This is a genomic window from Bradyrhizobium sp. GW821-FHT12B03, assembly GCF_058807535.1.
The window spans coordinates 138,713-161,522 of sequence record NZ_JBXAQU010000018.1; the positions used below are offsets into that span (position 1 = coordinate 138,713).

Here is a 22,810-nt window from a genome sequence, read left to right on the forward strand (position 1 = left end):
TCAAGTCTTCCTGCAAGTCCCCTGATCTGACAGGTCCAGTCGATGTTGTATTTCACGCGGTGGAGAGCGCTGGGGATTATCCTGACAGCGCTGATCGTGTGCCTCTGCGCGGTCCCGAACTTCTTCCCGGAAGCGCAGGTCAAGACCTGGCCCGCCTGGGCGCAGCGACGGCTCGTGCTTGGGCTCGACCTCCAGGGCGGCTCCTATCTGCTGCTCGAGGTCGATTCCAACTATGTGAAGAAGGAGAGGCTGGACCAGGTCCGCGACGACGTTCGCCGGACGCTGCGCGATGCCAAGATCGGATTCACCGGCGGCGTCACCGTGCGCAACGACGCGGCCGAGGTTCGCATCACCAAGGAAACCGACGTGCAGCCCGCGCTCGCCAAGCTGCGCGAGCTGTCCCAGCCGCTGGGCGGACTGATGGGCTCCAGCGGTCAGCGCGACCTGGAGGTGACCGACGCCAGCGGCGGCGTGATCCGCCTGAGTATCCCGCAGGCCGCGATGCTCGACCGCATGCGCAAGACCATCGAGCAATCGATCCAGATCGTCGAACGCCGCGTCAACGAGCTCGGCACCGTCGAGCCCGTCATCCAGCGTCAGGGCAACGACCGCATCCTGGTGCAGGTCCCCGGCCTGCAGGACCCGACCCGCCTGAAGGAATTGCTGGGCAAGACCGCGAAGATGGAATTCCGCATGGTCGATGCCTCCGTGCCGCCTGATCAGGCGCAGCAGGGGCGGCTCCCGCCGGAATCCGAGCTTCTGATGAGCGCTTCGCCGCCGCCGGTGCCTTATGTGGTCAAGAAGCAGGTGCTGGTCGCCGGCGGCGACCTGACCGACGCCCAGGCGAGCTTCGACCAGCGCACGGGCGAGCCGGTCGTGAGCTTCAAGTTCAATACGTCGGGCGCGCGCAAGTTCTCGCAGGCCACGCAGGAGAACGTGGGACTGCCTTTCGCGATCGTGCTCGACAACAAGGTGATCTCGGCGCCCGTCATCCGCGAGCCCATCACCGGCGGCCAGGGCCAGATTTCCGGCAATTTCACCGTGCAGTCGGCCAACGATCTTGCAATCCTGCTGCGTGCCGGTGCGCTGCCGGCGCCGCTCACGGTGGTCGAGGAGCGCACTGTCGGTCCGGGCCTCGGCCAGGACTCGATCGAGAAGGGCGAGCTTGCGGCTTACGTCGGCTCGATCCTCGTGATCATCTTCATGCTGCTGACCTACCGGCTGTTCGGAGTGTTCGCGAACATCGCGGTCGCCATCAACGTCGCGATGATCTTCGGCCTGTTGTCGCTGCTCAATGCCACGCTCACGCTGCCCGGCATCGCCGGCATCGTGCTCACCGTCGGCATCGCGGTCGACTCCAACGTGCTGATCTATGAGCGCATCCGCGAGGAGCTGCGGGGTGGCCGCAACGCGATCTCGGCGATTGACGCCGGCTTCAAGCGGGCGCTCGCCACCATCCTCGATTCCAACATCACCACCTTCATTGCCGCCGCGGTGCTGTTCTACATCGGCACCGGCCCGGTGCGCGGCTTTGCCGTGACGCTGGGCATCGGCATCATCACCACGGTGTTCACCGCCTTCACCCTGACCCGGCTGATCGTCGCCTGGTGGGTGCGGTGGAAGCGGCCGCAGAGCGTGCCGATCTAGGAGCCTGATCGTGACTCACACCGTTCTCATCGGGCTTGGCATCTTGATTGCCGTCCTCACCGTGGTCGCCGCGCTCGGCTGGCTGCCGTCGCTGCGCATCGTCCCGGATGATACGCATTTCGACTTCACGCGCTTTCGCCGCATCAGCTTCCCGATCTCGGCGGCGCTGTCGATCGTCGCCATCACGCTGTTCTTCACCCACGGCCTGAATTTCGGCATCGACTTCCGCGGCGGCACGCTGCTGGAGGTCAGGTCGAAGTCGGGTGCCGCCGACATCGCTGCGATGCGCACGACGCTGGATTCCTTGCGTCTCGGTGAAGTGCAATTGCAGCAGTTCGGCGATGCCGAGAACGTGCTGATCCGTGTCGCGGAGCAGCCGGGCGGCGATGCGGCCCAGCAGGAGGCCGTGCAGAAGGTCCGCACCGCGCTCGGCGATTCCGTCGAATACCGCCGCGTCGAGGTCGTCGGCCCGCGCGTGTCCGGCGAGCTCCTGGCCTACGGCATGCTTGGCCTGATGCTCGCGATCGTCTCGATCCTGATCTATCTCTGGTTCCGCTTCGAGTGGCAGTTCGCGCTTGGCGCCATGATCGCCAACGTGCACGACATCGTGCTGACGATCGGCTTCATGTCGATCAGCCAGGTCGATTTCGACCTGACCAGCATCGCGGCGCTTCTGACCATTCTCGGCTATTCGCTCAACGACACCGTCGTCATTTACGACCGAATCCGTGAAATGCTGCGGCGCTACAAGAAGATGCCGATGCCGCAGCTTCTCAACGAGTCCATCAACTCGACGCTGTCGCGTTCGATCATCACCCACTTCACCGTGACGCTGGCGCTGCTGGCGCTGCTCCTGTTCGGCGGCCATGCCATCCACAGCTTCACCGCGGTGATGATGTTCGGCGTGGTGCTGGTCGGCACCTACACGTCGATCTTCATTGCGGCTCCGATCCTGATCTATCTCGGGGTCGGCGAGCATCGCGAAGATGCGGCCGATACGGCTACGCCGGCGAAGAAAAACAAGGCATGATCCGAACCGCACGCCCTCGCACGCGTTTGCGGGGGCAGTAAGCCCCATTCGGACCAAGCTCATGACCGGCGATCCCAACGCACCGCATTTTCCGCGCTCGGCGCCGATCGAGGCCTATGGCAAGGGCGGCTTCGCCTTTGCCGGCATGTCGCATCGGGGATCGCTGCTCTGCCTGCCGGATGCGATCTGGGCCTGGGATGTGACGGACCCTGCGAAGATCGACCGCTATTCGCTGGAACGGGTCTTCACGGCCGCCAACAGCATCGACACGCTCCTGATCGGCACTGGAACAGGGGTTTGGCTGCCGCCGCTGGAGCTGCGGCAGGCCTTGAAGGCGGTGAGGGTGGTACTGGACACGATGCAGACGGGCCCGGCCGTGCGCACCTACAACATCATGATCGGCGAGCGGCGCCGCGTTGCGGCCGCGCTGATCGCCGTGCCATGAGCAGCGCCGCACCTCCGCCGGATTCCGTGACCTTCTGCGCCGATCTCGTGCGCAGCCACGACTTTCCGCGCTATGTCGCGACCCTGTTCGCGCCCGCCGCCGAGCGCCGTGCGCTGCTCGCGCTCTACGCCTTCAATGTCGAGATCGTCCGGGTCCGCGACCAGGTAAGCCAGCCCTTGCCCGGCGAAATCCGCCTGCAATGGTGGACCGACATGCTCTCGGGCCAGGTCCATGGCAGCGCCGAGGGCAATCCGGTCGCGGCCGAGCTGCTCCGCGCAATCCGCGATTTCGACCTGCCGGTCGAGCCGCTGTCGCTGCTCGCCGACGAGCATCAGTTCGATCTCTACAATGATCCGATGCCGACGATGGCGGCGCTGGAAGGCTATTTGGCCGCGACCTCATCGGCGCTGTTCGCCCTCGCTGCGCGTATCATGGGCCCGCCGTCGGACGCGGTCGAGCATCTCGCCCGCCATGCCGGGCTGGCGCAGGGCATCGTGCAGGTGATCTCCAATCTGCCGCGCGACGCCGCGCACCGGCAATTGTTGCTGCCGCAGCAGGTGCTGGCGAGCCACAATTGCAACATGGAGGACGTGTTCGCCGGCAAGGAGACGCCGGGCTTGCGCGCCGTGCTGGAGCAACTCGCGGGCGAGGCGCAGCAGCATTTGACGACGGCCTTGTCGCTGCTGGCGGAGCTGCCGGCATCAGCGCGTCCAGCGTTTCTTCCGCTCGGACAGGCTCAGGCCGACCTCAAGCGCCTGTCGCAACCCGGGCGCAATCCGTTTACGCCGCAGCCGTCGTCACGGCTGCGCACGCTGTGGACGCTATGGCGGGCTTCACGTTCCCGGGAATTTACCAAATAGCGGTTGGCTTGTCGCCCGAGCCGGGCAAATGCTCTATGTTGTCCTATGGCTGACTTGTCCCAAATCACGGCCTCCGATCTCAGCGGCCTTCCCGTCGCACCTGACGACATTCACGCAGCCGCCGAGACTATCCGTGGCGCCGTCGTCGAGACGCCCTGTAGCTACAGCCGCACGCTGAGCAACATTTGCGGCTGTGACATCTGGCTCAAATTCGAGAACCTCCAGTTCACTTCCTCGTTCAAGGAGCGCGGTGCACTCAACCGGCTTACCGCGCTGACAGCGGAGGAGCGTGCGCGTGGGGTCATTGCCATGTCGGCGGGAAATCACGCGCAAGGCGTTGCCTATCACGCCAGGCGGCTCGGCATTCCCGCCACCATCGTGATGCCCGTCGGCACGCCCATGGTGAAGGTCGAGAATACCAAGCACCATGGCGCCGAAGTGGTCGTCACCGGCGCGACGCTGGAGGAGGCGGCCGCCTTCGCGCGAAGCCATGGCGAAGCCCGCAGCATGATCTTCGTCCACCCCTACGACGATCCGCTTGTCATCGCCGGGCAAGGCACTGTCGGCCTCGAAATTCTCAAGGCCGTGCCGGAGCTGGACACGCTGGTCGTCCCGATCGGCGGCGGCGGCCTGATCAGCGGCGTCGGCATTGCCGCGAAATCGATCAAGCCATCGATGCGGATCCTTGGCGTCGAGGCCTGGCTCTATCCCTCGATGTACAACGCCATCCATGACGGCAATTTGCCGGCGCGGGGCGACACGCTCGCCGAGGGCATCGCGGTGAAATCGCCGGGCAAGATCACCACCGAAATCGTCCGCCGCCTCGTCGACGACATCGCACTGGTCAACGAAGCCGAGCTCGAGCGCGCGGTCGCGACCCTGATCTCGATCGAGAAGACGGTCGTTGAAGGCGCCGGCGCCGCCGGCCTTGCCGCGCTGATGTCCGATCCGTCCCGCTTTGCCGGCCAGAAGGTCGGCCTGGTTCTGAGCGGCGGCAATATCGACACGCGGCTGATCGCCTCCGTTCTCACCCGCGAGCTTGCGCGCGAGGGGCGGCTGACCCAGCTGTCGCTCGATATCCCCGACAGGCCCGGCCAATTGGCCGCGGTGGCTGCATTGCTGGCCGAAGCGGGGGCCAACATCATCGAGGTCTCGCATCAGCGGACCTTCTCCGACCTGCCGGCCAAGGCGACGCTGCTGCAACTGGTGATCGAGACCCGCGACAGCGCGCATCTCGACGAGGTCATGGCGAGGCTCAACGCATCCGGATTGAGCGCGCGCTGCACCTGAGTGGCGCGGTCATCCCGTTATCGCAGTGCCAAATCGGCGAGATGACCGATCAGCCGGTCGATCTCGGCTTCGGTGTTGTAGTAATGCGGGGAGGCGCGCACGAGCGGCGGCAGCGCCCGCATCTCGGCGTCGATGCGGGTGCTCGACGGATCTGAAGCACCAATGGTGATGCCGGCGGCAGCGGCACTGCTGACAATCGCGTCCGCCTCATATCCGTCCATCGTGAAGCTGACGATGGCGCCCGGTGTGCGTCCGAGGTCGCGAATTGTGATGCCGCGAACGGAAGCGAGGCCGCTCCGAAGGCGGTCCGCCAGCAGGCGGCAGCGCTGCTCGATGGGACCCATACCGATATCGAGCGCGTAATCGACGGCAGCGCCGAGCCCGAGCCGGGCTGCGTAATTGTTCTCCCAGGTCTCGAAACGGCGCGCATCGTCGCGGAGTTGGTATTGGTCACGCGAGACCCAGGGCGCCGCGAAGTGGTCGATCATCGGCGGCTCGAGCTGTCGCAGCAGCCCGCAGCGGACATAGAGAAAGCCGGTGCCGCGCGGGCCGCGCAGGAATTTGCGCCCCGTCGCCGACAGCATGTCGCAGCCGATGGCATCGACGTCGACTGCCATCTGGCCGACCGCCTGGCAGGCGTCGAGCAAATAGGGAATGCCGTGCGCCCGCGCGATCTTGCCGACGGCCGCTGCGGGATTGATCAGCCCGCCATTAGTCGGAACCCAGGTGATGGCGATCAGCTTCACGCGCTCATCGATCATGCGTTCGAGTGCGTGGATGTCGAGCTCGCCGCTGGCATCGCTCGGCACGATTTCGATGACCGCACCGGTTCTCTTGGCGACCTGGAGAAACGCGACGTAGTTGGCGGCGTATTCCGCCTCGGCGGTCAGGATGCGATCGCCCTGGCGAAACGCAAGCGCGTAGAACGCCATTTGCCAGGCCACCGTCGCGTTCTCCACGAGGGCGATCTCGTCTGGCGAAGCGTTCAGCAGGCGCGCGACCGAGGCGTAGACTGAATCGAGCCGGCGCGCCTCACGGTCTGCAGCGGCGTAACCTCCGATCTCGCTCTCCAGATCGATATGCTCCTTCATCGCCGCGACGACGGGCAGCGGCATGAGGGCTGCGCCTGCGTTGTGGAGATAGGCGAGCCGGTCAGCGGCCGGCGTGTCGGCACGGATTCGGTCGATGTCGATCAAGTCAGGATCTCCGCCTTGTGCCGCGGCCGCTTCAGTGCGGCATCTCTTCGAACTGCGGCAGATGGAGCGGCGTGTTCCATGGCAGGCGACGTTTGGTGAACATCTCGAGCTTCGGTGCGACGAGGTCGGGCCGGTCGAGGCTTCCTAATTGGACGAAGACCGTCTTGGGGAAGCTATCGAGGTTCGAGGTGAACACGCGCGAGCCGCATTCGGGGCAGAAATTGCGATCCAGGCCCTTGCCGGAGTTCGCCACGTAGTGAAAGGCCTTTGGCTTGCCACTGAGAAGCGTGAAGTCATCCTCCGGGACGGCAAAGAAGGTCGCCATCTCGCCGCCCGAGGCGCGCTTGCAGTCATTGCAATGGCAATTGGCGACGAAGGTCGGATCGGTGTCGAATTCGAACTTGATGGCGCCACAGGCGCATTGGGCGGTGTATTTTTTGGCCATTGATGGTCTCAAACTGGACAGCGGCGCGACCATATTGGCTGGCCAGGGAAGCGCGCGCAACAGCGCCTGCCGCGCGGCGCCTCGTCTCAGATGCAGAGGCCGAGCAGCTTGACGTGGCAGTTACTCGATTTGGGCTTGCTGGCGGGGGCGGCCTCGCGCTTCACGGCGACCAGCGGCTCTGAGTCCTTCCTGCCCTTGCCCTTCTTCGGCTCGTAATCGCCGGCGATCACCATCGCCCAATAGGTACGTTTGCCGCTGGCATTTTTGGCGCTCGCGATGCCGACGCGCGAGGCGTTGTGCAGCAACAGGTTCTTGCGGTGCCCCGACGAGTCGATCCACTGTCCCAGCGTCTTCTCGAAATTGTCGTAGCCGTAGGCGATGTTCTCGGCGGCGCGGCCCGCGCCGGCCGGCGCGACGCGCCTGTTGAACGGGCCGAGCGCGTCGTGGCTGAGGTCATCCTTCGTCGCCATCGCACGCGCCTGATCCATGGCGATCCGGTCGAGGGTCGCATCGCGCACGACGCGGACTTCGCCGTGCTTGAGGCGGAAGCTGGAGATCAGCTCGGCCGGGGTTTCGGCCATTGCGGGCGTCGCTGCCAACAGCAGAAGGCCGGCGATCATGCCGCCAGCCCCACGTTGCCTCATCGTCCCCCGAGAACTCATGACCCTGCCAAGCCTGCGTTTTCCGATTGCTTCTCTATCGCCAATGTGGACGCTTCAAGGCGCGGCCAGCCTGTCAACCCGCCGGCAGGTCCGCCTCGAAATTGAAGCGGTCGCGCAGGTTCTTGCGCTGCTCCAGGATGTCCTTGAGGAAGGCGCGGTCCTGGTCGTTCTTCATCATCGGCTCGATCAAATCGAGCTGGTTCATGGCGACGAGTTGCAGGATCTCGGTGCGCGGCTTGCCGCCGGCGTCGCGCGGTAGCGCATGCACGACCTGGATGTGTTCCGGCGGCTTCGGGCCCTTGGCGGCAGCAAGCTCGTTGCGGAGCTGACCTTCGAGCGCGGCCTGATCTGCTTCGACGAAGGCATAGAGCCCAACGCCGGAGCGTCGGTCGGCGAAGGCGACGATGGCGGCATCGCGGACGGCGGGATTCTTGCGGATCAGCTCCGCCAGCACCGGCGCATCATTGACGAGCCGGCGGCCGCCGCCCTCACGGTCGGTGAAGTTGAACAGGCCGCGCGTGATGGCACGATAGACCTTCTTGCCGGTGGCGAGCCACAGGCTCGCGGCAAAGGACTTCTTGGCGAGGATCTTTCGTTCCAGTGGCGTCAGCGCTTCCGGAGCATAGGAGCGCTTGTGCTTGAGCAGATGCCGGAGGTCTTCATAGGCGAGGATGCGATAGAGCCTGCTGCGCCGGGCAAAGCACGCGGCGAGCTGGAAGTCGGTCACATAGGCGCGGCCGTCGCGGCCGACTAGCCAGTTCTGTTCCTTGGCGAGGTCGTTGTGGCAGATGCCGGCGCGGCGCAGCCGGCGTAGCGCCGCCTTGGCCGAGCGGAAATAGGCGAGGTCGCCATGCGGTTTGGCCAGATGCAGCGCGACGCCGTCGACGAAGCCGCGAACCAGAGCACGCTGCCCGGCCCACAGCAGCTCGGGACCGACGTTCAGGCCCTTGGCGAGGGCGAGCGCATGCTTCTCGCGCGCGAACAGATGGCGGGCCAGCAGGAACGACCACCACGGCACCTCATCCAGCCGGCGCAGCACGGCATCGACCTCGCCGGTGTCGGCACGAAAGCGGCCGCGTTCGACGGTCGAGAACACGTCGCGCTTGAGCAGCACGCCCTCGGTCCAGCGCGCCGAGAGCATCGCGGCGTCGTCTTTGGGGAGGTTCATTGACAACTCACGCGGCGGCGGCAATGCGCAGGTGATCGGCTATCCAGCGATCGAGATCCGCGAGCGCCAGTGCGCTCATCGCCTGCTTCTTGGCCACCGTCTTCTCGTTGCCGCGCAGGCGCGTGCCGTCGGGCTTCTTGGTCGGAGCGCTCGCAAGCGGCGGGAACAGGCCGAAATTGATGTTCATCGGCTGGAACGAGCGCGTGCCGGGCTCGATGGTCTCGATATGGCCGCCGGTGATGTGGCCGAGCAGCGATCCCAGCGCGGTCGTCGCGGGCGGGCCGGTCAGGGTTTCGCCACGGGCATCGGCCGCCGCATAGAGGCCGGCGATCAGGCCGACGCTGGCGGACTCCACATAGCCTTCGCAGCCGGTCATCTGGCCGGCAAAGCGCAGCCGCGGCTGCGCGCGCAACCGCAGCTGGCCGTCCAGCAGCTTTGGCGAGTTGAGGAAGGTGTTGCGATGCAGGCCGCCAAGACGGGCGAACTCGGCCTTCTCCAGCCCGGGAATGGTGCGGAAGATACGCTGCTGCTCGCCGTATTTCAGCTTCGTCTGGAAGCCGACGATGTTGTAGAGCGTGCCGAGCTTGTTGTCCTGGCGCAGCTGCACGATCGCGTAGGCCTTCGTCGTGGGATCGTGCGGATTGGTGAGGCCGACCGGCTTCATCGGGCCGTGGCGCAGCGTCTCGGGACCGCGCTCTGCCATCACCTCGATCGGCAGGCAGCCGTCGAAATAGGGCGTGTTGGTCTCCCACTCCTTGAACTCGGTCTTCTCGCCTGACATCAGCGCGGCGACGAAGCCGTCATACTGCTCCTTGGTCATGGGGCAGTTGATGTAATCGGCGCCGGTGCCGCCGGGACCGACCTTGTCGTAGCGCGACTGGAACCAGGCCACCGACATGTCGATGGATTCGCGGTGCACGATCGGCGCGATCGCGTCGAAGAAGGCGAGTGCGTTTTCGTCGGTCAGTTCGCGGATGGCGTCGGCGAGTGGAGCCGAGGTGAGGGGGCCGGTGGCAACGATGACGTTGTCCCAGTCGGCCGGCGGCAGGCCCGCGACCTCGCCACGGGCGATCTCGATCAGGGGATGGTCGTTCAGCGCCTTGGTCACGGCCGCCGAGAAACCGTCGCGATCGACCGCCAGCGCGCCGCCGGCAGGCACCTGGTTGGCATCGGCCGCGCGCATGATCAGCGAGCCCAGGCGGCGCATCTCGGCATGGAGCAGGCCGACGGCGTTGTTGGCGGCGTCATCCGAACGGAACGAATTGGAGCAGACGAGCTCGGCGAGCCCGTCGGTGCGGTGCGCCTCGGTCATGCGGTTCGGCCGCATCTCGTGCAGCACCACGGGCACGCCTGATTTGGCCACCTGCCAGGCGGCCTCGGAGCCAGCTAGGCCTGCGCCGATGACGTGCACGGTATTGGATAGGGGTCCTGTCATGGGGCGGACAGGTAGCGCTTTTCGGCGACCAGTGGAATCGCCGAGATCGAGTTTTCTGCCATCAGAAAACGACAACGCCCGCACGAGGCGGGCGCTATCGGTTCGTCCGGTGAGGGCTGAACGATATCAGCCCTGATACTGACCGGCGGCAACGCGCGGGATGTCCGAGCGATCGAGGCCGATGTCGGCCAGTTCGCGATCGCTGAGCTGGGACAGCTCGGCAACATTGCGCTGATAGTCCCGGAAAGCCTGGATCATGCGGATGAGCGAGAGCAGCATTGGTAGTCTCCTGTAGTTCGATTCAGCCCTTGCCCGGGCGTCATCATTGAAATGAATATAGGTGAGAGTGGTGCACTGCGAAAGTTCCGATGTTGCGATGCAGCTAAGCGAACAGCGCATGGCATTGGTAAGGGGCGATTAACCTCTTGGCAGTCCCGCCCAAGAGCTAGGCGGAAGCCATCGCGTCATGCAATAAAACCCCGTGAAATCACGGGTTTATGACGATTCACTCGGTTCCCATGATGCTGGAAATAGGTTACGTTCTCGTGATCTGCAACACGATGGAGCAGCTTGTAAGCCCAAGTCTCGCATGCGTGATTCGCATGACCTGCGAATTGTAGAAATGAATTTATATTCACGGTGGTAATGCCGTTCCGTGGCCCAAGGAGATACATTCAGCTGCGCGATTCGCTCAGCGCCCGCTGGCAGGCCACCTCAGCGGCTTGCTGCGCAGCCGGGATGTGTCGGTCCAATGGCCCGAGCTTGAGCGTCTGCGGCTCGTTTGATGCAGTGCACACGCCAGACGTGTGAAGCCTGATTACAAAGTTGTAATGAAAATCAGAAGTTCTGCATGCGGCTCTGCGCCGCGCGCAACATCACGCAATTCTCGCGGGGAATTTATTGCGACATGTTGCCGCGAGCGGAGGAAAGTCATGTCGCGGATTCCGGCAATGTCGCTGGATCTGTCCCAAGAACAAGAGAAGGAAAGTAACATCATGACGAAGTTACTCGGGGTTATCGCCATTGCCGCCGTCGCATTCGCCGTCGCGCCGGCCCAGGCCGCCAAGCACGCCATGGGCGGCTGCAGCGGGTCCAATCTGGAGAAGACGGAGACCGCGATCGAGAACATGGCCGACGGCGACAGCAAGTTCGTCGCGCAGAAGGAGATCGCGGCGGCGCAGGACTCGCTGCTCAACGGCAAAATGGGTGCGTGCGGCTCGCATCTGAACAAGGCGATGCACGCCACTATGGGTAAGTAAACGCTCCCAAGAGAGGGCCGGTCGCCGGGCGATCGGCCCTACGCGTTTGGTGAACGCTGCTTATGGAGCGTGCGCGAGCTGGGTCGCGAAATAGGCGACGGTCTTGGAATAGACCTCGCTCTTGTTCCACTGCTGTAGCACTGTGAAATTCGGGCTGCCTGGCTGCCAATCCTTACCACGCTGCCAGCCATAGCCGGCGAGGTAATTGGCGGTGGAAGCCAGCACGTCGGGCGCGTTGTGCAGGAGATCGCGCTTGCCGTTGCCGTCGAAATCGACGGCGTATTTCATCCATGACGAGGGCATGAACTGGGTCTGGCCGAGCTCGCCGGCCCAGGCGCCCTTCATGTCGGCGGGGGCGAGATCGCCGCGCTGGACGATGCGCAGCGCATCCAGCAGTTCGGCGCGGAATTGCTCGGAACGCCGGCAATCGTAGGCCAGTGTCGCCAGCGAGCGGATGGTTGCGAACTTGCCGGTGTTGACGCCGAAATCGGTCTCCAACCCCCAGATCGCGACCAGCACCTCGCCGGGCACGCCGTAGGTCTGCTCGATGCGGGAGAGCACCGAGCCGTATTGCTTCATCATGTTGGAGCCGCGCGTCATGCGCGGCGGCACCATACGGCCGGAGAACTCCTCGAAGGTCTGGGTGAAGACCTTTTGCGACTTGTCGCGGTTGAGCACACTCTGATCGAGCGTCACGCCGGCGAGCCCGGCAGCGATGGCCTGCTGCGAGATGCCCTTGGCCGCGGCGTCAGTCTTGAAGTCCGCAAGCCAGGCGTCGAAATTGCCGGAGCCGCAGGCGACCGCAGCGAGTGCTGGCTCGGCGGAGAGGATTGACGCGGAGAGGGCGAAGGCTGCGAGAGCGAGACGAGAAATCGTCGGGGTCATCAGATGAAATGGATTCCGTGAAGTGATCTGACCGGCGAGGTGCAATCTCGGTCGGAACCGCGGCCAAAGCAAGGCGCATGACGGGGCCGGTCCTGCCCGGAGCCGGGCAGGACCGGATGTCACGAGATCGTTAGGCGTCCGTTCGATTCCGCCACGGGAAGAGGTTGGCGGGGAAGTCGGCGGCGGGCTTGCGCGGACGATGCGGCGGCGGCGGCACGGGCCGGGCGCCGGGATCGGACACGATCACCTTGCGATAGAGATGCCAGGTGGCGTGGCCGAGCAGCGGGATCACCACGGCGAGGCCGAGGAATGCCGGGATCGTGCCGAGCGCCAGCAGCGCCGCCACGATCAGGCCCCAGGCCGCCATCGGCACCGGGTTCTTCGCGACGACGCGCAGCGACGTGACCATCGCCTCGAATGCGCCCGCATGGCGGTCGAGCATCAACGGGAACGACACGGCGCTGATACAGAGCGCGGCGAGCGCAAACAGGAATCCGGTGCCGCAGCCGACCACGATCAGCCACCATCCTTGCCGGGTCGTCAGCACGCGCGTGATGAAGTCCGAGATCCCGGTCACGCCCTCATAGCCGAAGGCTGCGACATAGATCGCCTGTGCGGTCGCAACCCAGGTCACGAACAGGGCGAGCAGCAAGGTGCCGAGACCGAGCATGGCGCCGAACGAAGGCGAACGCAGCACCTCCATGGCATCCCAGGCGCTGGCCTCTTCATAGCGTTCGCGCCGGCTCGAGAGCTCGTAGAGACCCAAAGCCGCGAACGGCCCGATCAAGGCGAAGCCTGCGGCGAGTGGAAACAACAACGGCAGCACCGAATAGCCCATCACCACGCGGGCGAGCACGAGGCCCAGCACCGGATAGATCACGCACAGGATGATGGCGTGGCTCGGAACCGCCTTGAAATCCTCCCAGCCGCGCCTCAGCGCATCATGCAGGTCGGACAGATGGATGGTCCGGATGGTTGGTCCCGTCGCATCTGCGGGCGGGGCCATGGTGGGGACATTGCCCGGGTAGAATGTGGCCATGGTCGCTAGCTCCCTTGCCATGCAGCCGAATCCGGCGCCGGCAAACGGCGCAAGCGGCCGCTTCTCTTGGATGATCGCGATCCCAACCAGACGCGAATTCCGGAAGGCATCGCGAGCTGAACTGCAAGCGTACTCCCAATTCCGAGTCCTGTCCCTCACGCTTGGGTGAGATTCGATGCCGCACCGCAACCTCAATGATGTCATTCGGCCGTCATTTCGCCGCAGATAAGCTGATGCTGGTTGTTGGTTCGCAGAACTCCGCGGGCGCAACGCAGAAACTTCGTCTATAAGTGCCACTCAAGGCCCTTCCAACGGATCCTTTTTGGGGAGCAGATATGAGCATTTTCGGGAAAATCATGAGCGCGATCTTCGGCAGCCAACCGGCTTCCGCCGCGCCCGCAGGCGGGGCAGCTCCGGGCGGCGCCCCCGCTGGGGCCGCGCCGGCGCCGGGAGCCGCGCCCATGGCGGCCATCGACGTCGCAGCCATCGTCGACAAGGCGGTCGCCGCGCACAAGGGCGAGAAGCTCGAATGGCGCACCTCGATCGTCGACCTCATGAAGGCTCTCGACATCGACTCGAGCCTCGCCGCGCGCAAGGACCTTGCCCGGGAGCTCGGTTACAGCGGCGACACCAACGATTCCGCGAGCATGAACGTCTGGCTGCACAAGCAGGTGATGTCCAAGCTCGCCGCCAATGGCGGCAAGCTGCCGCCGGAGATCAAGCACTGAGCGATCGCTCGGACGCAGCCAGGGGCCCGCGATCACGCGGGCCCTTTTGGGTTCAGGCGACGAGGTCCGCGTCCTCCGGATGCTTGTCGAGATAGTCGGCGACGAAGCCGCAGCCGGCGATCACCTTCCTGCCGTCGCTGCGGATCAGATCCAGCGCACCCTTGACCAGCTCGGAGGCGATACCGCGGCCGCGGAGCGCGCGCGGCGTCTCGGTGTGGGTAATGATCACGGCCGACGGCGTCAGCCGGTAATTGGCGAAGGCGACCTCGCTGCCGACATCGAGCTCGAAGCGGCTCCTGTCCTTGTTGTCGCGTACCGGCCCCGCCATGCAAGATCCTTTCGACATGCGTATCGCTTGCTTCATCTAGAAGCCCGTTCCAGCACTTGGCAAGCGCGGCCAAGCAAGGCAGGTTGCCGGAATAATTCCCGACACCGCTCTTGCAAGTTCCGCGGCGGCTCCCAACGTCCACTGCAGGACATACGCCCGAATGCGGCCGGCACGGTCGCTAGACATTCGGAGTGTCGTGATTGCCAGCCGCAGACGTATGCCTCTTTTGGAGGAGGGTACGATGTCGGACTTTGGTTTCTTGAACACTCATCGAACATGGGAAGACTGGTGCGGAATGCTGCTCGGTGCGCTGATGGTTGCGTCGCCGTGGTTCCCCATCCAGGATCATTCGGGGATCGTCGGACACGAGACGATGGTCCTGAACACGGTCGCGGTCGGCCTCGTCGTATTTGGCCTCAGCCAGCTCGAATATGTCGCCTTGCAGCGCTGGCAGGAGGTGGCGACGATCCTGGTCGGGCTGTGGCTCATCGTCTCGCCTTTAGCGCTCGGTTATTCCGGCGAAGGTTTTCTCCGGGTCTATCACACGGGTCTCGGCGCGGCGGCGGTGGTCCTCGGCGTGCTCCAGCTGTGGCAGGACTGGGATCTGAGTGACCAGGATATGCTCAGGCATGGGCAATAGGCGTGGATTTCAGCAGGCCCGCTGCGTGGTCGGCTGGCCTGCGCTCGCTCATCTCTCCACGAGATCCTGATAGTCCGGGTGCTTCTCGATCCACGCCTTCACGAACGGGCATTGCGGGATCACCTTCAATCCGGCGGCGCGAACCTGGTCGAGCGCGCCTTGCACCAGCGTCGAGCCGACGCCCTTGCCGCCGAGCTCCTTCGGCACGTCCGTGTGCTCGAACGTGATGAATTTGCCGTCGAGCTTGTAGTGTTCGGTCGCAAGGTGGCCCTCTACCTCCAGCTCATAGCGGTGATGGGCCTTGTTGTTGATGACGTCGCTCATGTCGTCTCCGGTCAGCTCTTCAGCGAGTCCGTCAGCATCTTGCCGCCCGGTTCAATCACTCGCTTTGGCCAGCCGCGCGTCCTCGGGCTGCGGCTGCGGGCGCAGGCAGCCCTGGCAGATGACGAGGGAGCGGTTGACCCTGGCGTCCTGCGCGGCCTCGATACCGTCCTGCGCCTGCCACCATTCCTTTGAATAGGGCTGAAGGCCGGCTTGCGACCTGTTGCGCTCGGCTGCTGCGGCGGATCGTGTTGCGCGCGATGGCCCCGCGGCGGAGCGCTGCTGATTGGGATCTTCGCCCGCGCCATCCCAGGCATAGCGCGCAGGCTTGAAGGCGGGATCGGGCGCGAGATGGGCCTGCGGAGCCACGGCACATCCGGCAAGCGCCAGCGACAACAGGAGGAGGGCGGACGCTTTGACCATGATGCGGCACTCTGTACGCAAGAACTGGCCGAGGTTGCGCCGATCATGTTTAAAATTCCCTGAACGATCGCCGCTCTGCGAACGACCAACGCGAATGCGATATCTGATCCTCCCGCTCACACTGCTCGCCACCGCTGCGCGTGCCGACGACGCAAGACCGTTCAATCCGGCCGAGTATCCGCCCGGCGTGCAGAAGGCGCTGCGTTACGCCAATGAAGAGTGTGAGAGCCAGGACGGCGGCGCGGTCACCTTTGCGCCGGACACGGTGCGCAGGATCGACCTGACCGGCGACGGCCGCGACGACTACATCGTCGATTTCCGCGACACCAAGTGCGGCGACCGCGAGACCACCTATTGCGGAACCGGCGGCTGCGTCATGACCATCCTGGTGACGCTGCCGGATGGCGGCCTGCGTCCGGTGTTCGACGGCCATGTCCGGAGCTACAGAATCGTGGCGCCGCCGATCAAGCGCGGCGCCGCGCGCACCATCCGCTTCGACCTGCATGGCAGCTATTGCGGCGGCTTTGGCGCGCAGGCCTGCGTCAAGGAGAAGGCCATCACGGCGACGCCGTTCGCATTCAAGCAGCCGTAGAGCAGGTGCCCGGCCGGCGGCCTTGCGGGGGCGTGGGCGATGGCGATAAATGGGCTGCAACGAGCGGGCGGCGAGCGCGCCATCCGCTGTCGAAGAGGAAGCCCGATGCAGCCCCTGCGCATGTCCCGTCGCGTCATGAATCTCGCCTACATGCTGACCCAGAACGCGCGGCGGCATGGCGCGCGCCCCGGCTTCGTCTGGGGGGAGCGATCCTGGACCTGGCGTGAGATCGATGCGCAGGTCTCGGCGCTGGCCGCGGCGCTCGCCGCGCGCGGCATCACCAAGGGCGACCGCATTCTCGTCCATTCCAAGAACGGCGACGAGATGTTCTTTTCGATGTTCGCCGCGTTCCGGCTCGGTGCGGTCTGGGTGCCCACCAATTTCCGCCTGATGCCGGACGAGGTGACCTATCTCGCGCAGGCTTCCGGTGCGAAGGCGTTTCTGTGCCATGTCGATTTTCCCGAGCATGCGGCGGCCGTGAAAGGCGGCGCGCTGGAGTTCACCTGGAGCGTCGACGGCAAGGGTACGTTCGGCGAGATGTCGGTGGCCGATGCCATCGCCTCGCAGGCGGGCGCCGTGGTCGAGAACGTTGCAGTCGAGCACGATGATCCCTGCTGGTTCTTCTTCACCTCGGGCACCACCGGCCGTTCCAAGGCTGCGGTGCTGACCCACGGCCAGATGGGCTTTGTCGTCACCAACCATCTCGCCGATCTCACCCCCGGCGCGACGGAAGCGGATGCGTCGCTGGTGGTGGCGCCGCTGTCGCATGGCGCCGGCGTGCATCAGCTGGTGCAGACCGCGCGCGGCGTCTGCACCGTGCTGCTGCCGACCGAAAAATTCGACATCAACGAGGCCTTCCGCCTGATCGAGACGCATCGGGTCGCAAATCTCTTCACCGTGCCGACCATCCTCAAGATGATGGTCGAGCATCCCGCCGTCGACACATACGATCACTCCTCGCTGCGCCACGTGATCTATGCCGGCGCGCCGATGTATCGCGAGGACCAGAAGACCGCGCTGAAGAAGCTCGGCAAGGTCATCGTGCAGTATTTTGGCCTTGGCGAGGTCACCGGCAACATCACCGTGCTGCCGGCGGCGCTGCATGATCCAGAGGACGGCCCCTACGCGAAGATCGGCACCTGCGGCTTCGAGCGCACCGCCATGCAGGTCTCGATCCAGGACGACGAGGGCCGCGAGCTCGAGGCGAACCAGAGCGGCGAGATCTGCGTGATCGGTCCTGCGGTGCTCGCCGGCTACTATGACAATCCCGAGGCCAATGCGAAGGCGTTCCGCAATGGCTGGTTCCGCACCGGCGATCTCGGCCACATGGACGAGGAGGGGTTCGTCTACATCACGGGACGCGCGTCGGACATGTACATCTCCGGCGGCTCCAACATCTATCCACGCGAGATCGAGGAGAAGATCCTGACGCATCCTTGCGTCGGCGAGGTCGCCGTGCTCGGCGTGCCCGACCCGACCTGGGGCGAGGTCGGCGTGGCCGTGTGTGTCGCGCGTGAGGGAGCGAAGCCGGTGAGTGAAGCGGAGATGGCGGCGTTCCTTGGCCCCAAGGTACCGCGCTACAAGATGCCGAAGCGGTTCTTCTTCTGGGAGGCGCTGCCGAAGTCCGGCTATGGCAAGGTGCCGAAGCGCATGGTCCGCGACGAGCTCGAGGCGCGCGGGCTGCTCGACCTCGACAAGACCAAGACGGGCTGAGCATACGCGATGCGGAGTATCAAGCAGCCGGGCGTGCCCGTCGCCGAACGCATCCAGTGGGTGGAGGCGAGGGGGCGGGCTTTCGCATTCACGCTTGAAGCCGGCCTGCCGCTGCTGGAGGCTGCGCGCCGCGGCCTTGCCGCTGAAGGTTTTACGAGCGGCGTGCTGAATTTCGGCCGCGGCACGCTCGGGCCGTTCGCCTATGTCATGCCGGCGCTGTCGAAGACCGGCGAGAATGCCGCGTTCTACAGCGACACGTATCGCCCCGAAGGCGTGACGCGGACGAGGCTCGGCAGCATGACGCTCGGCGCGCGCGACGGGGCGCCGTTCTTTCATTGCCATGGGCTGTGGACCGAGGCGGACGGCAAGGCCGGCGGCGGCCACATGATGCCGGACGAGACGATCGTTGCCGCGCCGTTCGAGGTCGCCGCTTTCGGTATCGACGGGGCGATGTTCATCGCGGAGCCCGATCCCGAGACCAATTTCAAGCTGTTCGGACCGGTGGCGGCTGCGAGCGCCGGGGCGCGTACGACGAGCCGTGTCTTCGCGCTGCGGCTGCGGCCCAATCAGGATTTTGCCTTCTGTCTCGAAGCATTCTGTCGCGAGCACGGCATCTCGCGCGCGAAAATCCATGGTGGCGTCGGCTCGACCATCGGCGCGCGCTTCACTCATGGTGGCGTAACCGAGCCGTTCGCGACGGAGCTGGCGATAACGGCCGGCGCGATCGCGCCCGGTCCCGCCGGCGCGCTGGAAGCCGCGCTTGACGTTGCGCTGATCGACTACACCGGCGGCATCGCGGAGGGCCGTCTGATCCGAGGTGACAATCCCGTGCTGATGACCATGGAACTGGCGCTCGAGGTGTCAGGCTAGTATCGGCGAGCGATCGTCAGTGAGCACGTAGTTTGGCGATCGCCAGGAACGTGGATTCACTTATGCTCGATGTGCCTGAACTCGATCCTTGAAAGAGATTGAGCAAGGGAGATTGACCCTGACCGGTGCTCTGGCTGTTCTTGACGTCGTACATGGCGGAGAACCGGCCCAACAGCTTTTCAACCTTCGCGGGGTCGGAAAGATCTTTGATCTTCATGAACCTGTCCACGAACTTGGCCTGCTGATCGATCGGCATCGCAGCCATCGAATCTGGCAGATTGAAAGTGGTCCTGAACACCTCCGAAAGAGCCTTGTCGGCCAGGATGTCGTACGCGGACGTGATGTCTGGCGCCTTCCGCTGGAAATAAAGCGCCAGGCGCACGCCGGGATTGGTATCCCCTTGCTGCTGCTCCAGGCTCTGCTCGACATAGTTCGCTTGTGTTTCCCGAAATTGATCTTGCTTCTGTGGACCCATCATCGGGAGGCGCGCGACGTTGCCCTTGCTGTCGAAATTGAACGACGCGGCGATCTCGGCAAAGCGGGGATCGCTCTCGGTGTTGGCGAAGCTCTTTGGATTATTCAGATCGGATGCGAAGATCTTCTTGAGATAGTCGGTGCTGACCTTCTTGGGGTCCAAGCCCTCGGCAACGAGAATGAAATCGACAATCTTGCGGTTCGCAAGCAGCTCGGAAACGCTGTCGATGCTCGCGATGGCCTCCTGATAGGACGTCGCGTCTTTCTGGGCTTGTTCCCGAACCGCCTTCTGCTGCTCGGGGCTTGCCTGTTTCAGCGCCGCAATGACGTAGTCCTTCGCGATCTGGAGGACGTCGGCCGGGTCCTGAGCCACCAAGGGGGTCGTCAGATTGCCTTTTGCGTCGAAGTTGAAGGCCCGTGCGAGCTCGACGTATCGATCGTCCTTGAGCGTATAGACGTAGCTCTTGGGATCGCTGAGGTCGCTTTCGAGGACAGCCTTGACGGTGGCCTGCGGGACCTCCGCGGGATCAAGGCCGACGGCGCCCAGCGCAAAGTTGTACACGGCTGGTGTCGACACGAACGCCTGCAGGGAATTGACATTGAGGATGGCGTTTCTGAATAGCTTGATGGCCAGAGCTTCGCTCAGCGGGCTTGCCGCCGCATAGACGGCGGACTTGCTGTCATCGAACCGCTGTTTGGTGAGCGTGATGTTTGCAGCAGTTTGCGCAGACACGCCCGCGGGCAGGGATCCGTCAGGCGAAAACTCGAACGCGCCGGCCAGGTCTACAAACTCGCCAATCGTCGCGATCTGGTCGTTGAGGCTGGAAATGCTCTTCGTGTATGACTCCAGGTGATATTTTTCGACCAGGATCTGAACCTTCAACTGGTCCACGTCGGCGCCTGGTTGCGAGAGTTGGGCCGTGTAGTCGGCGATCTTCGTGTTGGCGGCGCTCGCGTCCGATTTGGCTTGAGCGAGCTGGGCGTTGAGGCCGGTCAACTGAGACGCGAAGGTGGTGTTGACGTAGCTGTTTGGATCGGATGGATCGCTGCGCAGGACCTGACTGATCGTGTCGCGCGGCCACTTGCTCTGATCGATCCCGAATGCCGAATAGACGTAGTTGCGAAGGCGATCGTCGTTCAGGAGCTGGTCTGCGGTGCTGATGCTGCCGATTTGGGCGCCGTAGTAATTCGTATCGTCGGCAAGTGCGTCGACCTGGCTCTTCTTGGTTGCCGTGTACAGACCGATCATCTCATCGGTCTGGTCCTCTGATTGCGCAACCGGCGTTGCGGTGCCGTTGAAGGAAAATGCCGCGGCAAACTCCCGGTAACGCTTGTCGACCAGCTTGTTGACAAAGCTCGTTCCGTCGGAGAGGTCGCTCTCCAGCACCTTTTTCATGAAAGCCTTGGCGTACGCCATGTCTTCCAGGCCGTACGCCTTCATCGCATAGTGATACAGGCGATAGTCCTTCATGAAATCGTCGACGGTCTTCACCTTGCCGATGTTGGCCTTGTAATAGGCGGCCTCTCGCGCCACGTCCGCTTGCTGTTCGACCCGCGTCAGGGACTGTTTGAGATTGCGCGTAATGTAGTTGTAATTGAAATACGTGGTCACCATCGCGCATTCCTCGCGGCTCTACGGTCCCGGACGTCCGTCAATCATTGCGGGGTCGCGAGGTGGGGGCTGGCCTCATGCCAGGAAACTTTCTCAGCCATGTCTTAAGGCGATTCCGGACTTCAATTTGAGGTTTTAAGTTGTGTTCAAGTGACGCGCGCCGGGTTTTGTTGCTGTTCATTTCCATATGTTTCTCAAATGCAGCTTTCGCGAAGGTTGCGTTCCCGATATGTTCCAGTCAAGGCATCGGTCGGAATGAGTTGGAAGCCGGGCATGAGCCGAAGAAGCGGTCGAACGATCAACCTGCCGGCGCCTTACCTGAAGCGGGTCTGGCTCGACCCGTCGCAAGTTCGCGATCGCGAGGCGACGCATGGACGAGTCCGGCATCTGCCAGGTCATCATGGCAACCCATTCGCCGATGCTGATGGCCTATCCCAATGCGCGGCTGCTGCGGCTCGGGAAATCCGGGTTGGAGCCGGTGACGGTGGAGGAGACCGACCATTACCGGCTGATGCGGGAGTTCTGTGACGATCCGCGGGGCTTCGTGGAAGCGACGCTCGGGGAATGAATGCCGTATTCATTGCAGTTCACCGGTTTCCGTAGTACGTTTCTGCCATGATAAGATCCTGGCGGAATGCGGCGAGCCGCAAGGTCTGGGATGGCGAGCGTCCGAGCCAGTTTCGCGGACTCGATTTCGAGGCGGCGGCCGATTTGTTGCTCGCGCTGAACGTCGCAAAATCGCTTGGCGACCTCAGCCCGTTAAAGAGCGTCGGGCTGCACAAGCTGAAGGGTGATCGCAAAGGGCAATGGGCGATGGCGGTCAACGAGCGCTGGCGCATCTGCTTCGAGTTCAGCAAGGGCGACGCCTACGAGGTTGAAATCGTCGACTATCATAAGGGCTGAAGATATGCCTCCTCTCCTGCACCCCGGTCGTTTGCTCAAGCGCGAAATGACGGCGCGCGGTCTTAGCGCCAACAGGCTTTCAATTGACATCGGCGTTCCCTCGGGCCGGATCACGGATATCTTGAACGGGCGTCGCGGTATCTCCGCAGACACGGCAGTGCGTCTCGGACGCTACTTCGGCAACAGCCCTCAATTCTGGCTGGACTTGCAAGGACAGTACGATATCGGCGTGGTCGAGCGTGAGAAGGGAGCGGAGATCGCTCGACGGGTGAGGCCGGCCGACGCGGCCTGACTGAGTTTTGGTCCAGGGTTTCATCGGATCGCCTCCGGACGACGCTGAACACGGCTTTACTTCCTCGCGGCACATCGTGCCCGAGCTCTGCTGGACTTGCCGCCCCCAAAAGTGCCGAGGGCGCAGGGAAGGCCGGGTGCCGGCTGGCACCCGCGGTCCACTGTGCGAAGCGTGTGCTTAAAAGGCTGCACAGCGGCATACAGGTGAAGCCAAACATCCGGCCTTCCCTGCGCAGTGGGTTGACGGCTTATGTCGTGCTCTCCCCGGGGAGCGATGCACTATTGCCCCCGTCGCCTTGCGGATGGCTGACGCGCCCGCCCGGTCGGGCAGCACACGTCACCGCAAGACTTGGCATACAGACCCCGGATGCCAGGACCACACGATTTTGCCGTACGCGGGCTGCACCGGTCGTGTGCGCGCGGATCGTTGCTCACGGCGTGAGCCGCCCTGCAAACCACCTTCGCGCCGACGCCGCCTGCGTCCACCACGTCCCACCCCGCGTGTCGTGACGATCGCGATACGCCCCTCGGACCGGGCTGGGATGGCCGAAATA

At 64.1% G+C, this 22,810-nt stretch carries 25 protein-coding genes and 1 pseudogene; 14 read left to right on the forward strand and 12 right to left on the reverse strand.

Features of this window, described 5'->3' with window-relative positions:
• Window positions 1-42: 42 nt before the first annotated feature.
• From secD to AC1RUR_RS28900, 5 genes are all read left to right on the forward strand, one after another.
• Window positions 43-1,647, forward strand: coding sequence for a protein translocase subunit SecD (gene secD, locus AC1RUR_RS28880; protein ID WP_492850345.1), 1,605 nt, complete (start codon window positions 43-45; stop codon window positions 1,645-1,647).
• A 10-nt stretch (window positions 1,648-1,657) separates the two neighbouring features.
• Complete coding sequence (secF, locus tag AC1RUR_RS28885) at window positions 1,658-2,677, forward strand: protein translocase subunit SecF (protein WP_492850347.1); 1,020 nt, start codon at window positions 1,658-1,660, stop codon at window positions 2,675-2,677.
• Window positions 2,678-2,738: 61 nt separating this feature from the next.
• On the forward strand, window positions 2,739-3,122 hold the full coding sequence (locus AC1RUR_RS28890; RefSeq protein WP_492850349.1) for an Mth938-like domain-containing protein: 384 nt from the start codon (window positions 2,739-2,741) through the stop codon (window positions 3,120-3,122).
• The gene (locus AC1RUR_RS28895; RefSeq protein WP_492850351.1) at window positions 3,119-3,982 is read left to right on the forward strand and encodes a phytoene/squalene synthase family protein; all 864 of its coding nucleotides are present in this window, start codon (window positions 3,119-3,121) and stop codon (window positions 3,980-3,982) included. The genes AC1RUR_RS28890 and AC1RUR_RS28895 overlap by 4 nt, the downstream gene beginning before the upstream one ends.
• 45 nt (window positions 3,983-4,027) lie before the next feature.
• Entirely contained in the window at window positions 4,028-5,272 is a 1,245-nt protein-coding gene (locus AC1RUR_RS28900; RefSeq protein ID WP_492850353.1) for a threonine ammonia-lyase, read from the forward strand.
• A gap of 17 nt (window positions 5,273-5,289) precedes the next feature.
• Here AC1RUR_RS28900 and AC1RUR_RS28905 read toward each other — a convergent pair whose 3' ends face one another.
• The 6 genes from AC1RUR_RS28905 to AC1RUR_RS28930 all read right to left on the reverse strand — a co-directional run bounded on the left by AC1RUR_RS28905 (window position 5,290) and on the right by AC1RUR_RS28930 (window position 10,457).
• Entirely contained in the window at window positions 5,290-6,468 is a 1,179-nt protein-coding gene (locus tag AC1RUR_RS28905) for an aminotransferase class V-fold PLP-dependent enzyme (RefSeq protein WP_492850355.1), read from the reverse strand.
• Between the two features lie 31 nt (window positions 6,469-6,499).
• The gene (locus AC1RUR_RS28910; RefSeq protein ID WP_492850437.1) at window positions 6,500-6,913 is read right to left on the reverse strand and encodes a GFA family protein; all 414 of its coding nucleotides are present in this window, start codon (window positions 6,911-6,913) and stop codon (window positions 6,500-6,502) included.
• An 86-nt stretch (window positions 6,914-6,999) separates the two neighbouring features.
• Window positions 7,000-7,575: a CAP domain-containing protein gene (locus AC1RUR_RS28915; RefSeq protein WP_492850357.1), complete on the reverse strand. Its 576-nt coding sequence runs from the start codon at window positions 7,573-7,575 to the stop codon at window positions 7,000-7,002.
• Window positions 7,576-7,648: 73 nt separating this feature from the next.
• Window positions 7,649-8,743, reverse strand: coding sequence for a serine/threonine protein kinase (locus tag AC1RUR_RS28920; RefSeq protein ID WP_492850359.1), 1,095 nt, complete (start codon window positions 8,741-8,743; stop codon window positions 7,649-7,651).
• 7 nt (window positions 8,744-8,750) lie between these two features.
• Complete coding sequence (gene trmFO / locus AC1RUR_RS28925; protein ID WP_492850361.1) at window positions 8,751-10,178, reverse strand: methylenetetrahydrofolate--tRNA-(uracil(54)-C(5))-methyltransferase (FADH(2)-oxidizing) TrmFO; 1,428 nt, start codon at window positions 10,176-10,178, stop codon at window positions 8,751-8,753.
• Window positions 10,179-10,304: 126 nt separating this feature from the next.
• Window positions 10,305-10,457 carry a DUF1127 domain-containing protein gene (locus AC1RUR_RS28930; protein ID WP_007590701.1) on the reverse strand — a complete coding sequence of 51 codons (153 nt, stop codon included), beginning with the start codon at window positions 10,455-10,457 and terminating at the stop codon, window positions 10,305-10,307.
• A gap of 653 nt (window positions 10,458-11,110) precedes the next feature.
• On the opposite strand from AC1RUR_RS28930, the gene AC1RUR_RS28935 reads away from it, so the two are divergent.
• Window positions 11,111-11,437 (forward strand): hypothetical protein, encoded by a 327-nt coding sequence (locus tag AC1RUR_RS28935; RefSeq protein WP_492850363.1) that lies wholly within the window; start codon window positions 11,111-11,113, stop codon window positions 11,435-11,437.
• Between the two features lie 60 nt (window positions 11,438-11,497).
• On the opposite strand, the gene AC1RUR_RS28940 is transcribed toward AC1RUR_RS28935, so the two are convergent.
• Together AC1RUR_RS28940 and AC1RUR_RS28945 are read right to left on the reverse strand one after the other, a co-directional pair.
• On the reverse strand, window positions 11,498-12,322 hold the full coding sequence (locus AC1RUR_RS28940; RefSeq protein ID WP_492850365.1) for a lytic murein transglycosylase: 825 nt from the start codon (window positions 12,320-12,322) through the stop codon (window positions 11,498-11,500).
• 130 nt (window positions 12,323-12,452) lie between these two features.
• Complete coding sequence (locus tag AC1RUR_RS28945; RefSeq protein WP_492850366.1) at window positions 12,453-13,361, reverse strand: DUF2189 domain-containing protein; 909 nt, start codon at window positions 13,359-13,361, stop codon at window positions 12,453-12,455.
• 335 nt (window positions 13,362-13,696) lie between these two features.
• Here AC1RUR_RS28945 and AC1RUR_RS28950 point away from each other — a divergent pair, with 335 nt between their 5' ends.
• The gene (locus tag AC1RUR_RS28950) at window positions 13,697-14,089 is read left to right on the forward strand and encodes a DUF3597 domain-containing protein (RefSeq protein ID WP_492850368.1); all 393 of its coding nucleotides are present in this window, start codon (window positions 13,697-13,699) and stop codon (window positions 14,087-14,089) included.
• A 52-nt stretch (window positions 14,090-14,141) separates the two neighbouring features.
• On the opposite strand, the gene AC1RUR_RS28955 is transcribed toward AC1RUR_RS28950, so the two are convergent.
• Entirely contained in the window at window positions 14,142-14,417 is a 276-nt protein-coding gene (locus tag AC1RUR_RS28955) for a GNAT family N-acetyltransferase (RefSeq protein WP_492850370.1), read from the reverse strand.
• A 241-nt stretch (window positions 14,418-14,658) separates the two neighbouring features.
• Between AC1RUR_RS28955 and AC1RUR_RS28960 the strand changes: the two genes are divergently transcribed.
• Window positions 14,659-15,057 (forward strand): SPW repeat protein, encoded by a 399-nt coding sequence (locus AC1RUR_RS28960; protein WP_492850372.1) that lies wholly within the window; start codon window positions 14,659-14,661, stop codon window positions 15,055-15,057.
• A 48-nt stretch (window positions 15,058-15,105) separates the two neighbouring features.
• Here AC1RUR_RS28960 and AC1RUR_RS28965 read toward each other — a convergent pair whose 3' ends face one another.
• Both AC1RUR_RS28965 and AC1RUR_RS28970 read right to left on the reverse strand, forming a co-directional pair.
• Window positions 15,106-15,381: a GNAT family N-acetyltransferase gene (locus tag AC1RUR_RS28965; protein ID WP_492850374.1), complete on the reverse strand. Its 276-nt coding sequence runs from the start codon at window positions 15,379-15,381 to the stop codon at window positions 15,106-15,108.
• A gap of 51 nt (window positions 15,382-15,432) precedes the next feature.
• Complete coding sequence (locus tag AC1RUR_RS28970) at window positions 15,433-15,801, reverse strand: hypothetical protein (protein ID WP_492850376.1); 369 nt, start codon at window positions 15,799-15,801, stop codon at window positions 15,433-15,435.
• Window positions 15,802-15,895: 94 nt separating this feature from the next.
• On the opposite strand from AC1RUR_RS28970, the gene AC1RUR_RS28975 reads away from it, so the two are divergent.
• The 3 genes from AC1RUR_RS28975 to AC1RUR_RS28985 all read left to right on the forward strand — a co-directional run bounded on the left by AC1RUR_RS28975 (window position 15,896) and on the right by AC1RUR_RS28985 (window position 18,976).
• Window positions 15,896-16,393, forward strand: coding sequence for a hypothetical protein (locus AC1RUR_RS28975; protein ID WP_492850378.1), 498 nt, complete (start codon window positions 15,896-15,898; stop codon window positions 16,391-16,393).
• Between the two features lie 105 nt (window positions 16,394-16,498).
• Window positions 16,499-18,106 carry an acyl-CoA synthetase gene (locus AC1RUR_RS28980; protein WP_492850380.1) on the forward strand — a complete coding sequence of 536 codons (1,608 nt, stop codon included), beginning with the start codon at window positions 16,499-16,501 and terminating at the stop codon, window positions 18,104-18,106.
• Between the two features lie 9 nt (window positions 18,107-18,115).
• Entirely contained in the window at window positions 18,116-18,976 is an 861-nt protein-coding gene (locus AC1RUR_RS28985; protein ID WP_492850382.1) for a PCC domain-containing protein, read from the forward strand.
• Window positions 18,977-18,992: 16 nt separating this feature from the next.
• On the opposite strand, the gene AC1RUR_RS28990 is transcribed toward AC1RUR_RS28985, so the two are convergent.
• A complete protein-coding gene (locus tag AC1RUR_RS28990) occupies window positions 18,993-21,065 on the reverse strand; it encodes a DUF1217 domain-containing protein (RefSeq protein ID WP_492850383.1) in 2,073 nt (690 codons plus the stop codon).
• Window positions 21,066-21,426: 361 nt separating this feature from the next.
• Here AC1RUR_RS28990 and AC1RUR_RS28995 point away from each other — a divergent pair.
• The 3 genes and pseudogenes from AC1RUR_RS28995 to AC1RUR_RS29005 form a co-directional block, all read left to right on the forward strand.
• A pseudogene (locus tag AC1RUR_RS28995) lies at window positions 21,427-21,630 on the forward strand (AAA family ATPase); the annotation flags it as partial.
• A 47-nt stretch (window positions 21,631-21,677) separates the two neighbouring features.
• Window positions 21,678-21,965: a type II toxin-antitoxin system RelE/ParE family toxin gene (locus tag AC1RUR_RS29000; protein WP_492850385.1), complete on the forward strand. Its 288-nt coding sequence runs from the start codon at window positions 21,678-21,680 to the stop codon at window positions 21,963-21,965.
• 4 nt (window positions 21,966-21,969) lie between these two features.
• Window positions 21,970-22,257: a HigA family addiction module antitoxin gene (locus tag AC1RUR_RS29005; protein WP_492850387.1), complete on the forward strand. Its 288-nt coding sequence runs from the start codon at window positions 21,970-21,972 to the stop codon at window positions 22,255-22,257.
• The last annotated feature ends 553 nt before the right edge of the window (window positions 22,258-22,810 follow it).

Excerpts from the sequence above, each read along its gene's own strand:
- AC1RUR_RS28935 (WP_492850363.1), top strand. The coding sequence starts at position 11,111 with ATGTCGCGGATTCCGGCAATGTCGCTGGATCTGTCCCAAGAACAAGAG.
- AC1RUR_RS28945 (WP_492850366.1), bottom strand. The coding sequence starts at position 13,361 with ATGGCCACATTCTACCCGGGCAATGTCCCCACCATGGCCCCGCCCGCA.
- AC1RUR_RS28960 (WP_492850372.1), top strand. The coding sequence starts at position 14,659 with ATGTCGGACTTTGGTTTCTTGAACACTCATCGAACATGGGAAGACTGG.
- AC1RUR_RS28940 (WP_492850365.1), bottom strand. The coding sequence starts at position 12,322 with ATGACCCCGACGATTTCTCGTCTCGCTCTCGCAGCCTTCGCCCTCTCC.
- AC1RUR_RS28900 (WP_492850353.1), top strand. The coding sequence starts at position 4,028 with ATGGCTGACTTGTCCCAAATCACGGCCTCCGATCTCAGCGGCCTTCCC.
- AC1RUR_RS28930 (WP_007590701.1), bottom strand. The coding sequence starts at position 10,457 with ATGCTGCTCTCGCTCATCCGCATGATCCAGGCTTTCCGGGACTATCAG.
- AC1RUR_RS28915 (WP_492850357.1), bottom strand. The coding sequence starts at position 7,575 with ATGAGTTCTCGGGGGACGATGAGGCAACGTGGGGCTGGCGGCATGATC.
- AC1RUR_RS28985 (WP_492850382.1), top strand. The coding sequence starts at position 18,116 with ATGCGGAGTATCAAGCAGCCGGGCGTGCCCGTCGCCGAACGCATCCAG.
- AC1RUR_RS29005 (WP_492850387.1), top strand. The coding sequence starts at position 21,970 with ATGCCTCCTCTCCTGCACCCCGGTCGTTTGCTCAAGCGCGAAATGACG.
- trmFO (WP_492850361.1), bottom strand. The coding sequence starts at position 10,178 with ATGACAGGACCCCTATCCAATACCGTGCACGTCATCGGCGCAGGCCTA.
- AC1RUR_RS28895 (WP_492850351.1), top strand. The coding sequence starts at position 3,119 with ATGAGCAGCGCCGCACCTCCGCCGGATTCCGTGACCTTCTGCGCCGAT.
- AC1RUR_RS29000 (WP_492850385.1), top strand. The coding sequence starts at position 21,678 with ATGATAAGATCCTGGCGGAATGCGGCGAGCCGCAAGGTCTGGGATGGC.
- AC1RUR_RS28965 (WP_492850374.1), bottom strand. The coding sequence starts at position 15,381 with ATGAGCGACGTCATCAACAACAAGGCCCATCACCGCTATGAGCTGGAG.
- AC1RUR_RS28910 (WP_492850437.1), bottom strand. The coding sequence starts at position 6,913 with ATGGCCAAAAAATACACCGCCCAATGCGCCTGTGGCGCCATCAAGTTC.
- AC1RUR_RS28920 (WP_492850359.1), bottom strand. The coding sequence starts at position 8,743 with ATGAACCTCCCCAAAGACGACGCCGCGATGCTCTCGGCGCGCTGGACC.
- secD (WP_492850345.1), top strand. The coding sequence starts at position 43 with ATGTTGTATTTCACGCGGTGGAGAGCGCTGGGGATTATCCTGACAGCG.
- AC1RUR_RS28975 (WP_492850378.1), top strand. The coding sequence starts at position 15,896 with ATGCGATATCTGATCCTCCCGCTCACACTGCTCGCCACCGCTGCGCGT.
- AC1RUR_RS28950 (WP_492850368.1), top strand. The coding sequence starts at position 13,697 with ATGAGCATTTTCGGGAAAATCATGAGCGCGATCTTCGGCAGCCAACCG.
- AC1RUR_RS28970 (WP_492850376.1), bottom strand. The coding sequence starts at position 15,801 with ATGGTCAAAGCGTCCGCCCTCCTCCTGTTGTCGCTGGCGCTTGCCGGA.
- AC1RUR_RS28955 (WP_492850370.1), bottom strand. The coding sequence starts at position 14,417 with ATGGCGGGGCCGGTACGCGACAACAAGGACAGGAGCCGCTTCGAGCTC.
- AC1RUR_RS28990 (WP_492850383.1), bottom strand. The coding sequence starts at position 21,065 with ATGGTGACCACGTATTTCAATTACAACTACATTACGCGCAATCTCAAA.
- AC1RUR_RS28890 (WP_492850349.1), top strand. The coding sequence starts at position 2,739 with ATGACCGGCGATCCCAACGCACCGCATTTTCCGCGCTCGGCGCCGATC.
- AC1RUR_RS28980 (WP_492850380.1), top strand. The coding sequence starts at position 16,499 with ATGCAGCCCCTGCGCATGTCCCGTCGCGTCATGAATCTCGCCTACATG.